This is a genomic window from Curtobacterium sp. MCSS17_016 (assembly GCF_003234255.2).
GTDB classification, from domain to species: domain Bacteria; phylum Actinomycetota; class Actinomycetes; order Actinomycetales; family Microbacteriaceae; genus Curtobacterium; species Curtobacterium flaccumfaciens.
In genome coordinates this window covers 1,554,760-1,567,928 of sequence record NZ_CP126254.1, presented here as the reverse complement: position 1 = coordinate 1,567,928, position 13,169 = coordinate 1,554,760, and the positions used below count along the sequence as shown (strand labels likewise).

Genomic DNA, 13,169 nt, shown 5'->3' with positions numbered 1-13,169 from the left:
CCAGCTCGTTCCGGGCGTACCAGCTCGTTCCGGGCTTACCAGGTCGTTCCGGGCGTCCCGGGTCGGTTCTTCCGACCAGGCACGCCCGATTCCGCCAGGTACGCGCGCGCCCGCCCCGCTGAGCGACCAGCTCCGGGCATACCTGGTCGTTTCGGGCGTACCGCGTCGATTCTTCCGACCAGGTACGCCCGATTCCGCCAGGTACGCGCGCGGCCGCCCCGCTGAGTGACCAGCTTCGGGCGTACCGGGTCGATTCGGGCGTACCGGGTCGATTCGGGCGTACCGCGTCGATTCTTCCGACCAGGTACGCCCGATTCCGCCAGGTACGCGCGGGTGTGGACGCAACGGCCTGGAGGCCCGGATCACGTCCGTCGGACGTGATCCGGGCCTCCAGGCCGTTCAGCGGGCGCCGGAGGCACCTGCGGGGCTCAGGCCTCCTGCGACTGCTCCGTCGCGGGGGCGTCGAGGACGGCGGTCGAACCGGTCGTGACGGTGGTCTCGGCTGGTCGACGGTTGGTGCGGGTGCGGTGCGAGCTGAGCTCGTCGTTCTGACTGGTCATGCGGGAGTCCTGGGGGGATGGGATGGTCGTCGGTGGGAGGCCGACAGCAGCACGGTACCCCCTCGTCAGGACAAAGCGACAATCCCCCGTGGGGGTGTCACACCACTGTTCACAGCCGGCGAACGCGGGACTGTGCAAGCGCTCAGTGGAACCAGTCCTGCGCACGGATGTCGCGCAGTGCCTGACGGCGGACCTCGGGGTCGAGCGTCATCACGTAGACGGTGCCGTCGAGGTGGTCGCACTCGTGTTGGAGCGCCTCGGCCATCAGGCCGGTGCCCTCGAGGACGACCTCGTCGCCGTCGACGTCGACACCCCGCACCTTCGCGTACGGGGAGCGACGCGTCGGGTAGCCGAGCCCCGGGACGGAGAGGCAGCCTTCCTCCATGAGCTCGGGCTCGCCGGAGACCTCGACGATCTCGGGGTTGAGGACGTAGCCGACCTCACCGTCCACGTTGTACGAGAACGCACGGAGTCCGACGCCGATCTGGGGCGCGGCCACTCCGGCCCGTCCGGGTTCCTTGACGGTGTCGATGAGGTCCTGCACGAGGTCACGGACCCCGGCGCTCCCGAGCAGTTCGGGGCGGATCGGGTCGGCCGGCGAGCGGAGGACGGGGTCGCCGAACAGGCGGATGGGACGAACGGTCAATTTACTGCAGCACCACCAGGAGGTCGCCGGCGTCCACCTGCTGGGTCACCGGGATCGCGAGTCGGCCGACGGTGCCCGACACGGGCGCCGTGATGGCCGCTTCCATCTTCATCGCCTCGATGCTCGCCACCGGCGTACCGGCCTCGACGACGTCACCGACGGCGACCTTGAGCGTCACCACGCCGGAGAACGGCGCGGCCACGTGCTTGGGGTCGGACGCGTCGGCCTTCTCGGCCGCCTTCGTCTCGACCTCGACCGAACGGTCGCGGACGGCGACCGGGCGGAGCTGCCCGTTCATCGTCGCCATGACCGTGCGGATGCCCTTCGCGTCCACCTCGCCGATCGCCTCGAGCCCGACGAACAGGTCGACGCCCTTGCCGAGCGGGACGCTGTGCTCCTGCCCGGGGCGCAGCCCGTACAGGTAGTCGACGGTCGGCACGACGGACAGGTCGCCGTACTGCTCCCGCACGCGCTGGAACTGCTGCGTCGGCTTCGGGAAGAGCAGGCGGTTGAGCGCCTGCTGGCGCGCCGGCCCGGGGGTCTCGAGGTGCGCGCGCTCGTCCGCGGGCACGGGGGTGATCTCGAGTCGGACGTCGCGCCCGGCCAGGACCTTCGAGCGGAACGGCTCGGGCCAGCCGCCGGGCAGGTCGCCCAGTTCGCCGGCCATGAACCCGACCACGGAGTCCGGGATGTCGTACTTGTCGGGGTTCTGCTCGAAGTCGACCGGGTCGGCACCGACCGCTGCGAGCTGCAGCGCGAGGTCACCGACGACCTTCGACGACGGCGTGACCTTCGTGGGGCGTCCGAGGATCCGGTTCGCCTCGGCGTACCAGTCCTCGACCTGCTCGAACCGGTCACCGAGGCCGAGGGCGATCGCCTGCTGCCGGAGGTTCGACAGCTGACCGCCGGGGATCTCGTGCTTGTAGACACGCCCGGTCGGACCGGCGAGCCCGGACTCGAACGGGGCGTACACGCGACGAACCGACTCCCAGTACGGCTCGAGGTCACCGACGGCGTCGAGGGACAGGCCGGTGTCGCGCTCGGTGTGGGCCAGCGCGGCGACCAGGGCGGACATGCTCGGCTGGCTGGTCGTGCCCGCCATGGGTGCCGCGGCCACGTCGACGGCGTCGGCCCCGGCGCGCGAGGCTGCGAGCAGGGTCGCGAGCTGGCCGCCGGCGGTGTCGTGGGTGTGCACGTGCACTGGCTGGTCGAAGCGCTCGCGCAGGGCGGTGACGAGCTTCTCGGCCGCACCGGCACGGAGGAGCCCCGCCATGTCCTTGATGCCGATGACGTGCGCGCCGGCCTCGACCATCTGCTCCGCCAGGCGGAGGTAGTAGTCGAGCGTGTAGAGGTCCTCGGCGGGGTCGAGGAGGTCGGCGGTGTAGCAGAGCGCCGCCTCGGCGACGGCCGTGCCGGTCGCGAGCACGGCCTCCAGGGCTGGACGCAGCTGGCTGACGTCGTTCAGCGCGTCGAACACGCGGAAGACGTCCACGCCGGACCGAGCAGCCTCGTCGACGAAGGCGTCGGTGACCTCGGTCGGGTACGGCGTGTACCCGACCGTGTTGCGGCCGCGCAGCAGCATCTGGATCGGGATGTTCGGCATCGCTTCGCGCAGCGAGGACAGGCGCTCCCAGGGGTCTTCCCCGAGGAACCGGAGTGCCACGTCGTACGTGGCACCTCCCCAGGCCTCGACGCTGAGCAGCTGCGGGGTGAGCCGCGCGACGTGCGGTGCGACGGCGACGAGGTCCTTCGTGCGGACCCGTGTCGCGAGGAGCGACTGGTGGGCGTCCCGCATCGTCGTCTCGGTCACCGCGAGGGCCGTCTGGGCGCGCAGGGCCTTCGACCACTCGGCCGGACCCATCGCCAGCAGGCGGTCGCGCTGCCCCTCGGGCACCGGCGCCGTCAGGTCGGTGGCCGGGAGCTTGTCGGCCGGGTCGGTGACCAGCGGCGACCGCTCACCGTTCGGCTTGTTCACCGTGACGTCGGCGAGCCAGGTGAGCACCTTCGTGCCGCGGTCCTTCGAGACGTGGCCGCCGAAGAGCTGCGGACGTTCCTCGATGAACTTCGTCGAGACGTCGCCGCGGGCGAAGTCCGGGTCCTCGAGCACGGCCTGCAGGAACGGGATGTTCGTGCTGACGCCGCGGATGCGGAACTCGGCGAGGGCGCGCTTGGCCCGGGACACCGCCGCCGGGAAGTCCCGGCCGCGGCACGTCATCTTCGCGAGCATCGAGTCGAAGTGCGGGCTGATCTGTGCGCCGGTGGCGACCGTGCCGCCGTCGAGCCGGACGCCGGCGCCGCCGGGGCTGCGGTAGGTGCTGATCCGGCCGGTGTCCGGACGGAAGCCCTGCGTCGGGTCCTCGGTCGTGATGCGGGTCTGCAGCGCGGCGCCGTGCACGGCGACGGTGTCCTGCGACAGGCCGAGGTCGGCGAGGGTCTCCCCCGCCGCGATGCGCATCTGCGACTGCACCAGGTCGACGTCGGTGACCTCTTCGGTGACCGTGTGCTCGACCTGGATGCGCGGGTTCATCTCGATGAAGACGTGCTGCCCCTCGCGCTCGCCCTCGGTGTCGAGCAGGAACTCCACGGTGCCGGCGTTAACGTACCCGATCGACCGGGCAAAGGCCACGGCGTCACGGTGCAGTGCCTGTGCGATCGCGGGGTCGAGGTTCGGCGCCGGCGCGATCTCGACGACCTTCTGGTTGCGCCGCTGCACCGAGCAGTCCCGTTCGAACAGGTGGATCGTGCCCGCGTCGGTGCCGGTCGCGTCGGCGAGGATCTGCACCTCGATGTGGCGCGGACGGATGACGGCCTGCTCGAGGAACATCGTCGGGTCGCCGAACGCACTGTCGGCCTCGCGCATGGCGGCTTCGAGGGCGTCGCGCAGCTCGGGCTTCGTCTCCACCCGGCGCATGCCACGGCCACCACCACCGGCAACGGCCTTGGCGAAGACCGGGAACCCGATCGCGTCCGCCCCGGCGATCAGTTCGTCGATGTCGCGGCTCGCCGGGGTGCTCGCGAGGACCGGGACGCCGGCCGCGATCGCGTGCTCCTTCGCGGTGACCTTGTTGCCGGCCATCTCGAGCACGTGCTCGCCCGGACCGATGAAGGTGATGCCGTTCGCGGCTGCTGCCGCGGCGAGCTCGGGGTTCTCGGACAGGAACCCGTACCCCGGGTAGATCGCGTCGGCCCCCGACTCGCGGGCGACACGGATGATCTCGGAGACGTCCAGGTACGCCCGGACCGGGTGGCCCCGCTCCCCGATCAGGTAGGCCTCGTCGGCCTTGAGCCGGTGCAGGGAGTTCCGGTCTTCGTACGGGTAGACGGCCACCGTACGGGCCCCCAACTCGTAGGCGGCACGGAACGCGCGGATGGCGATCTCGCCACGGTTCGCAACGAGGATCTTCGTGAACACGACGTCCCTTTCAGCCCGGGTTGAGGTGAGACAACCCTAGTGGCGGTAACGTTGCTCAACGTGCATGTACTCAGCGTGAGCTCCCTCAAGGGTGGTGTCGGCAAGACGACGGTGACGCTCGGCCTGACCTCGGCCGCGTTCGCCAAGGGACTGCGCACGCTGGTGGTGGATCTGGACCCGCAGTCCGACGTCTCGACGGGCCTCGACATCAACCTCGCCGGCCACCTCAACGTCGCCGACGTCCTCGAGAACCCGAAGGAGAAGATCGTCCGTCAGGCGATCGCCCCCTCGGGCTGGACGAAGGGGTCGCAGGGCAAGATCGACGTCATGGTCGGGTCGCCCTCCGCCATCAACTTCGACGGGCCGCACCCGTCGATCCGCGACATCTGGAAGCTCGAAGAGGCCCTGGCCAACGTCGAGCAGGACTACGAACTCGTCCTCATCGACTGCGCGCCGTCGCTCAACGCCCTCACGCGCACCGCATGGGCCGCGTCCGACCGCGTCACCGTCGTCACCGAGCCCGGCCTGTTCTCCGTCGCCGCCGCCGACCGTGCGCTGCGTGCCATCGAGGAGATCCGCCGCGGCCTCTCCCCACGCCTGCAGCCCCTCGGCATCATCGTGAACCGTGCCCGGGTGCAGTCGCTCGAGCACCAGTTCCGCATCAAGGAACTCCGGGACATGTTCGGCCCGCTCGTGCTCTCCCCGCAGCTGCCGGAGCGCACGTCGCTGCAGCAGGCGCAGGGTGCCGCGAAGCCGCTGCACGTCTGGCCCGGCGAGTCCGCGCAGGAGATGGCGAAGAACTTCGACCAGCTGCTCGAGCGCATCATGCGCACCGGCAAGATCGGTCCGTACGCCGAGGGTGGCGCCGCGTAGGTCGGTGCTCGTGCGGTCGCGTGTTCGCGGTCGCGGTCGCGTGACATGCCGCTCACATCCGCCGAGCGGTCACCAACTGTCGGCAGGCAGCGTCGCAGGCGACAGTTCGTGACCCCTCGGCGACGCGCACACGACGGTTCGTGACCGCGCGCCGACTGCCGGGAGGCCCGCCCCGGCCCCGACAGACACGCCCGACCCCGGCTCGCCCAGCGGCCACAACATGCCGCTCACGTCCGCCGAAAGGTCACCAACTGTCGGCAGACGGCGTCGCAGGCCACGGTTCGTGACCTCTCAGCGACGCGCACACGGCGGTTCGCGACCGTTGAACCCGGGCCCGAACCCGAAAGGTCAGGAAGCGCGGGAAGCGCGACGAGCGGCGAGCTCGTCGGAGGGGTCGGCCGCGGCGGTGGCGTCGAGCTCGACCAGGGAGCTCTCGACCTCACGCAAGACCTTGCCGACCGCGATGCCGAAGACACCCTGGCCGCGGGACACGAGGTCGATGACCTCGTCGTCGGAGGTGCACAGGTACACCGAGGCGCCGTCGGACATCAGCGTGGTCTGCGCCAGATCGGAGACGCCGGACTCACGGAGCTGGTTGACCGCGGTGCGGATCTGCTGCAGCGAGATGCCGGTGTCGAGCAGGCGCTTCACGAGCTTGAGCACGAGGATGTCGCGGAACCCGTACAGGCGCTGCGATCCGGAGCCGGCGGCCCCACGGATCGTCGGCTGCACGAGTTCGGTGCGGGCCCAGTAGTCGAGCTGGCGGTACGAGATGCCGGCTGCCCGTGCGGCGACGGTGCCACGGTAGCCGTTCTGCTCGTCGTGCTCGGGCAGACCATCGGTGAAGAGCAGCCCGAGGTCGTACCGGGTCACATCAGACTCGGTGCCAGGGGTGTCGTTCCCACTCATGAGCTTGCCTTCCACGACGATCGAGCTCCCACCCGAAGCTTCAACGACGGGTTGAGAGTTGTTCCGAGGTCCACGGTAGCGACTCCGACCGCTCCCGCGCGGGACATCCGACCCGGCGCGTCCGGCGTGTCGAGGATACGCCTCGGCCACTGACACACAAGCCCTGTCGGAGCACCGGACGGCGTCATGCGTCGAGACGACCGATGGCCTGGCGGATGAGATTCGACCTGATGATCTCGAGGTGCCCGGCGATCTCACGCGCGAGCTCGGTGGCCTTGGCCCGCGAGGTCGCGTCACCCCGGCGGGAGACCGGCATGAGGGCGGACTCGATGAGACCGACCTCGCGCTCGGCGGTGCTGCGCAGCGTGCGGAGGTGGCGCGGCTCGATACCCGTGCGCTGCAGTTCGACCAGGGCCTTCAGCACGGAGACGCCGTCGTCACCGTAGGTGTCGGTGGCCGGCAGCAGCGAAGCCGAGACCGCGTCGGCGAGGAGCATCGGGGAGGCTCCGGCTGCCCGGACCGTCTCGTCGCGGGTGTACCGGCGTTCGCGACCGAGGATCGACGGCTTCGGCGCGTCGCCTCCGCCGGGGAGGATGGGTTCGCGTCCGGCATCGAGGTCGGCGAGGTACTCCTTGATGACCTTGAGCGGCAGGTAGTGGTCACGCTGCAGTCCGAGGATCACCCGAAGCCGCTCGAGGTCGCCAGCGGAGAACTTGCGGTACCCACTGGCCGTGCGGATCGGGGTGACGAGCTCGCGCTCTTCGAGGAACCGCAGCTTGGAGCTCGACAGGTCCGGGAACTCGGGCTTGAGGCGAGCGAGGACCTGCCCGATGGTGAGCAGGTCCGGTGCCGCGGACCCCGCCCGGGCCGCAGCGGACCGTGCGGCCACTACGCGTTCGCCAGGCGCGCCAGGTCGACCCGAGATGCGTAGAACGTCAGGCGGAACTTGCCGACCTGGACCTCGGCCCCGTCGGTGAGCAGCGCTTCGTCGATGCGGACACCGTCGAAGTACGTGCCGTTCAGCGAACCGTTGTCCTTGACGCTGAAGCTCGTGCCGTGGCGCAGGAACTGCGCGTGCTTGCGCGACACGGTGACGTCGTCGAGGAAGATGTCGGCGTCGGGGTGTCGACCGGCCGTCGTGACGTCGGAGTCGAGGAGGAACCGCGCACCCACGTTGGGGCCGCGACGGACCACGAGCAACGCCGACCCGGAGGGCAGTGCGTTGACGGCTTCACGTTCTTCGGTCGAGACACCGGACTCGGCGGTGAGCGCCGCGCCCATGTCCATGCTGAAGGTCAGCGTGGTGTCGACCAGCCGCTGCTCCGGGGTCTTCTGACCGCCCGGCTGCGGGACCACTGGATCTGGCATCGGTGGACCTCCTCCTCTTGGCCCACCAGCGTATCGGAAACGACGGCCCGAGCGGCAGCCCCGATCTGGGACTGTGGAGGGACTTCCGCGATCCGCGAACGCACGAGCCGCGTCAGCGACCCGTGGGACCCGACGTCAGCGCCCCGTGGGACCCGTCGTCACCGTCCCCGCGCGAGCAACCAGAGCAGGTACGGCGCCCCCACGACGCCCGTCACGACGCCCACCGGCAGCGCGGTGCCGGGGAAGGCGAACTGTGCCAGGAGGTCGCTGCCGAGCGTGATCGCGGCTCCGACGGCAGCGGCCGGCGCGAGTGCCACCCGTCCACCGCCGACCAGGCGTCGGGCGATCGGCGCGGCCATCAGCGCCACGAACGAGACCGGCCCCGCGGTGGCGACGGCTGCGGCGGTCAGGCACACGGCGGTGAGGAGCAGGAGCACCTTCGCCCGGTCCGGCCGGAGTCCGAGTGCGGCGGCGACCTCGTCCCCGAGGCTCAGCACCTGCAGACGGGCGGACTGCAGCAGCGCGAGCACGCCGAGCACGACGAACGCGACGCCGAGCACCCCGACCAGGTCGCGGTCGACGGCGTTCAGGCTGCCGGAGAGCCAGAGCAGCGCGGTGCCGGCCTGGGTGACGGTGCCGCTCGTGAGCATCCAGCCGGTGATGCTCAGGCAGATCGCCGCGACGCCGATCCCGACGAGGATCACCCGGTTGCCGGTGATCCCTCGTCGCCAGGCGAGCCCGGCGATGACGATCGAGACCACCACGGCGCCGACGAGCACGACCGAGAAGAGCGTGCCACCGCTGGCACCGAACAGCACGATGGCGGTGAGTCCGGCGGCGCTGGCCCCCGAGGTGATCCCGATGACGTCGGGGCTCGCGATCGGGTTCCGCACGACGCTCTGCACGATCGCGCCAGCGACGCCGAGACTGGCGCCGACGAGGACGGCACCGAGCACCCGCGGCCCGCGGAGCTGCCCGATCACGAAGTCAGAGATCCGGTCCCCCTGGCCGAACAGGGAGGCGAGCACCTGGCCCGGGGTGAGCGGGATCGAACCGGCGCCGAGCCCGACCAGGACGAGCACCACGACGACCACGAGCACGGCGACGAGCACCGAGACCTCACGACGCAGGCCGGCCGAGCGGCGCAGACCGCCGGACCGCGGGCGGCCGGAACCGAACAACTGCCTCACAGTCCCCGCACCGCCCTCGACCGCACGAGCGCGATGAACACCGGCGCCCCGATCAACGCCGTGACGATGCCGACCTGCAGCTCCCCCGGGTACGCCACGACGCGGCCGATCACGTCGGCGACGAGCAGCAGTGCTGGGGCGACGATCGCCGACAGCAGGATGGTCCAGCGGTGGTCGGGGCCGCTCAGCCGGCGGACGGCGTGCGGCACGGCGAGCCCGACGAAGGCGATCGGCCCGGCGGCGGCCACCGCGGAGCCGGCCAGCAGCACCGCGACCAGACCGCCCACGGCGCGGACGAGCACGACCCGCTGCCCGAGCGACGCCGCGAGTTCGTCCCCGAGCGCGAGGGTGTTGAGCGACCGACCGAGGCCGAACGCGATCACCAGACCGACGAGCACCGGCGCCGTGATGATCCCCGCCGTGCCGAGGTCCTTGCCGGCGAGGGCACCGACCTGCCAGAACCGCAGCTGGTCGAGCAGGCTCTGGTCGGTCACGAGCACCGCGGTGGTGACCGACGACAGCGCCGCGGCGACCACGGCTCCGGCGAGGGCGAGCCCGACAGGAGAGAGGCCGCGTCGGGCGACGGTCGCGATCCCGTACACGAGCACGGCGGCGAGGGCGGCCCCGACGAACGCGAACGGCAGGTAGGCAGCCGTGCCGCTCACGCCGAAGACCGCGATCCCGGCCACCACGGCCAGGGTCGCTCCGGAGTTGATGCCGAGGACGCTCGGGTCGGCGAGCGGGTTCCGCGTCACGCCCTGCATGACCGCCCCGGCCACCCCGAGCGCGGCCCCGGCGAGCAGTCCGACGACGGTGCGGGGCACGCGGTTGCCGAGCACGATGAGCCCGATCTCGTCGCTCCGCCCGGGATGCATCACCGTGTCGAGGACGGTGCCGAGCGGGATCGGCCGCGAGCCGTACGCGATCGACAGCGCACACGCCACGGCGAGGACGACGACCGCCAGCACGGTCGCACCGACGAGTCGGGGGACGGAGCTGGGAGCCGGGGGCGTGGACGTCGACGGAGGCATGGAAGTAAGGCCACCCTAACGCCGGAGCCCCACTCGGCGTCCCCCGAGCAAGCCCGGAGCGTGCGCAGGGTTCGTTCATAGGCTCGTCATGGGGAAGCGCCCTGTACTGGTCTCCATCGACGCCCGACCGGGTCGTCGAGGGACGACCGGAGAGCACCGATGAACGAGACCCCGAACCCCGCAGCCGCCGACCACGACGAGGACGGCACCCCCGCCGCGCAGCAGCAGGCTCCCGGGATGCACTGGGAGGCGCCGCACGCCGACCCGGCCTCCCTGCGCCCGGCGTACGCGTTCGACGGCTCGGGTCCCTACCTCTACGGTCCGGACGGCTCCGGCCCCTACGCCTACACGCCGGACGGCCGTGGACCCTACCTGATCGGCAGCCCCGCCCTCGCCGGCGCGAACCACGCGTGGGCGTACTCGGCGGCGACCGCGAACCACCCCGGTGGGACGAAGCGCCCGCGTCGCCTGGGACTGATGATCGGCTCCGGCATCGCTGCACTCGCCATCGTCGGTGCGGCCGGCGGCACCGCCCTCGGCCTGTCCTCGCAGGGGACGACCACGACGTCGAGCCAGTCGCAGGGCACCGCCACGCTCCCCGGCACCGGATCCGGCACCGACGGCACCGACGGGACCGGCGGCACCGGCGGCACCGGCAGCAGCGACGGCACGAACGGCTTCACGGTGCCCGGCGACGGCAGCGGCAGCGGCACCAGCGGCGACGGCAGCACCGGCACCGGCACGACCCAGTCCCCCGCCACCGCGGCGACGGCCGCCGACAAGAAGGGCGTCGTGACCATCAACACCGTCCTGAACTACGACGAGTCGTCACAGGCGGCCGGCACCGGCATGGTCCTGACCTCCGACGGCACGATCCTGACGAACAACCACGTGATCCAGGGCGCGACGAGCATCACCGTCACCGACGAGACCACCGGCAAGGAGTACAAGGCCGACGTGGTCGGGGCCGATGCCACCAACGACGTCGCCGTCCTGAAGCTCGAGAACGCCTCGGGGCTGTCCACGGTCACGCTCGACGACGACGGCGAGCCGAGCACCGGTGACACCGTCAAGGACGTCGGCAACGCGGAGGGCACCGGCAACCTCGTCGCCGCCGAGGGCACCGTCACCGCGACCGACCAGGACATCCAGGTGCAGAGCGAGTCCGGCACCGGCACCGAGTCCCTGACCGGCCTGATCGAGATCTCGGCGGACATCGTCTCCGGCGACTCCGGCGGACCGGTGCTCGACAGCGAGGGCGAGGTCGTCGGCATGGCCACGGCAGCGTCCTCCGGCACGGCCGACGTCACCGGCTACGCCATCCCGATCACCACCGCGAAGACGATCGCCGAGAAGATCCTCGCCGGGGAGTCCTCGAGCACGATCACCATCGGGCTGCCCGCGTTCCTCGGGGTCGAGGTCAGCAACACCTCCGGCACCACGGGCGGCGTCGCCGTCGCCGGCACGGTCGAGGGCTCCGGCGCCGCGAGCGCCGGCCTGACCGCCGGGGACACGATCACGAGCATCGACGGCACCGCGGTCACGAGCTCGGACCAGCTCACCAAGGTCGTGCAGTCTCACTCGGTGGGCGACAAGGTGAGCGTCCGCTACACCGACAGCACCGGCGCCGCGAAGACGGTCACGATCACCCTGACCGCCGGCCCCGCCGCGTAGTGGGAGAACCCGGGCGCGCTCAGCCCAGCAGCGCCCGCACCACCGACCGGTAGACGTTGGCCGGGGAGTCCGTCCGGAAGGCGGTCTCCCCGGCCTTCGTCGCGCCCACCCGCGCGAACCCGTGCCCCTCGGCACGCACGATCGTGATCGGCTTCGGCTTGCCGGGTCGACGCAGGTACGAGACGGTCCACGGCGCGGCCCAGAACCGCGCGAGGCGCGGGTCCGCCTCGGCGAGGGCCTCCGGCAGGTCCGGTGCGTCCGGACCGCCGGCCAGCTTGCGGCCGAGCAGGTGCCCTGGGAGCGACCCCGTGCGGAACGGGAAGGTCCACGTCGGACCGATGCCGAGCCTCCCGGCCAGCAGCGCGACGGCCCGGTCCGGCGTGACGGACGCGACCACGGCGCCCGCCGCGTCGGTCCCGTCGACGACGGTCTGCGACCAGGCCTGGAGGCGCGACTCGCCCCCGTCGGGCAGGTGCTGTTCCAGCGTGACCGGCTGGGCATCGCCCTGCCAGGGTTCGAGGAGGGTCTGGGTCGACTCCGGCAGCGTGCCGAGTCGGCCGACGAGGCCCGCCTCGATGAGTTCGCGGCCCGCCGCGGTGCGGAGGAGCGTGGGGTTCCACCGGCGTCCGGCGAGGCTCTGCAGGGTGCCGATCGCGTCCGTGCTGAGCCGTGGGCCGTCGAGCGGTGCCGACGGGGCGGGGGCCGGCAGGGGTTCGAGGTCACGCTCGGGGCGGACCGGGGCCGTCTCGGTGGCGCGGACGCTCTCGAGGACGGCGAGCACGAGGTCGTCGGTCTCGAGCAGCCGGGCGAGCGGGCGTTCGATCGTCAGGTCGACGCGGTGCCGACCGGTGACGAAGAGCAGGTGGGTGCCGGCGACGTCGCCGTGCTCGTCGGGCCGGACGTACTCGACCAGCCGGGCCGGGGCGCCGGCGGTGGTCCACGGGTCGCAGCCGACGAGCAGCAGGCCCTCGACGGAGCCGGGCAGCCGTTCGAGCAGGCCGGTGTTCTCGTCGCCGATCGCGCGGTCACTGGGGCGGGATCGGACAGTGAGGACGACGTCGTCGCCGGTGACGCGCAAGTCCGCCTGGGCTGAGTCCTCGCGGCGCCAGGAGTCCGGGCGGCGGAGGGTGAGGCGGGCGGTGCGGTCCTCGGTGCCGAGCGGGACGGGGACTGCCATGGGATGAGCGTATGTCGGGAGCGGGGCGCGGGGGCCTGCGGCTCGCCGGGGTGGGCGGGGCCGGGATGCGCGGCCGGGTGGGGTGGGGTGTGCGGGGGGGGGGGGGGGGCGCGTGCGCGCGGGGGCGGGGCGCCGGGTTCGCACGGTGCGAGGTTCGTCAGCCGGTGCGGGGCTGGTGGCTCCGTGCGGCACCACAACCCCGCACCCAGCCTCCGACGACGCACCCGCCGACGAAGTCCGCACCGTGCGACCCCGGCTCCGCGAATCCCGCACCGTGCCGCCTCCGCCACACCGTGCGGGGCTGGTGGCTCCGTGCGGCACCACAACCC

11 protein-coding genes are annotated in these 13,169 nt (G+C 71.9%); 2 read left to right on the top strand and 9 right to left on the bottom strand.

Features of this window, described 5'->3' with window-relative positions:
- Positions 1–428: 428 nt before the first annotated feature.
- From DEJ19_RS07505 to DEJ19_RS07495, 3 genes are all read right to left on the bottom strand, one after another.
- Positions 429–560: a hypothetical protein gene (locus tag DEJ19_RS07505; protein ID WP_258366694.1), complete on the bottom strand. Its 132-nt coding sequence runs from the start codon at positions 558–560 to the stop codon at positions 429–431.
- Positions 561–702: 142 nt separating this feature from the next.
- A complete protein-coding gene (locus DEJ19_RS07500) occupies positions 703–1,206 on the bottom strand; it encodes a peptide deformylase (RefSeq protein WP_071405406.1) in 504 nt (167 codons plus the stop codon).
- 1 nt (position 1,207) lies between these two features.
- On the bottom strand, positions 1,208–4,618 hold the full coding sequence (locus tag DEJ19_RS07495) for a pyruvate carboxylase (protein WP_111233499.1): 3,411 nt from the start codon (positions 4,616–4,618) through the stop codon (positions 1,208–1,210).
- Positions 4,619–4,678: 60 nt separating this feature from the next.
- Here DEJ19_RS07495 and DEJ19_RS07490 point away from each other — a divergent pair, with 60 nt between their 5' ends.
- The gene (locus tag DEJ19_RS07490; protein WP_027465232.1) at positions 4,679–5,491 is read left to right on the top strand and encodes a ParA family protein; all 813 of its coding nucleotides are present in this window, start codon (positions 4,679–4,681) and stop codon (positions 5,489–5,491) included.
- Positions 5,492–5,839: 348 nt separating this feature from the next.
- Here DEJ19_RS07490 and DEJ19_RS07485 read toward each other — a convergent pair whose 3' ends face one another.
- The 5 genes from DEJ19_RS07485 to DEJ19_RS07465 all read right to left on the bottom strand — a co-directional run bounded on the left by DEJ19_RS07485 (position 5,840) and on the right by DEJ19_RS07465 (position 9,989).
- A complete protein-coding gene (locus tag DEJ19_RS07485; RefSeq protein WP_027465231.1) occupies positions 5,840–6,400 on the bottom strand; it encodes a MerR family transcriptional regulator in 561 nt (186 codons plus the stop codon).
- A gap of 184 nt (positions 6,401–6,584) precedes the next feature.
- Positions 6,585–7,289 (bottom strand): transcriptional regulator FtsR, encoded by a 705-nt coding sequence (gene ftsR, locus DEJ19_RS07480; protein WP_111233498.1) that lies wholly within the window; start codon positions 7,287–7,289, stop codon positions 6,585–6,587.
- Entirely contained in the window at positions 7,289–7,768 is a 480-nt protein-coding gene (locus DEJ19_RS07475; RefSeq protein WP_051596676.1) for an FHA domain-containing protein, read from the bottom strand. Before DEJ19_RS07475 ends, ftsR begins: the two co-directional genes overlap by 1 nt.
- 158 nt (positions 7,769–7,926) lie before the next feature.
- Entirely contained in the window at positions 7,927–8,958 is a 1,032-nt protein-coding gene (locus tag DEJ19_RS07470) for a FecCD family ABC transporter permease (RefSeq protein ID WP_258377420.1), read from the bottom strand.
- Entirely contained in the window at positions 8,955–9,989 is a 1,035-nt protein-coding gene (locus DEJ19_RS07465; protein ID WP_110864611.1) for a FecCD family ABC transporter permease, read from the bottom strand. The genes DEJ19_RS07470 and DEJ19_RS07465 overlap by 4 nt, the downstream gene beginning before the upstream one ends.
- 159 nt (positions 9,990–10,148) lie before the next feature.
- Between DEJ19_RS07465 and DEJ19_RS07460 the strand changes: the two genes are divergently transcribed.
- Positions 10,149–11,663: a S1C family serine protease gene (locus tag DEJ19_RS07460; RefSeq protein ID WP_258377419.1), complete on the top strand. Its 1,515-nt coding sequence runs from the start codon at positions 10,149–10,151 to the stop codon at positions 11,661–11,663.
- A gap of 19 nt (positions 11,664–11,682) precedes the next feature.
- Here the strand turns inward: DEJ19_RS07460 and DEJ19_RS07455 are convergent, their stop codons facing one another.
- Positions 11,683–12,840, bottom strand: coding sequence for a hypothetical protein (locus DEJ19_RS07455; RefSeq protein ID WP_284176596.1), 1,158 nt, complete (start codon positions 12,838–12,840; stop codon positions 11,683–11,685).
- Positions 12,841–13,169 lie beyond the last annotated feature (329 nt).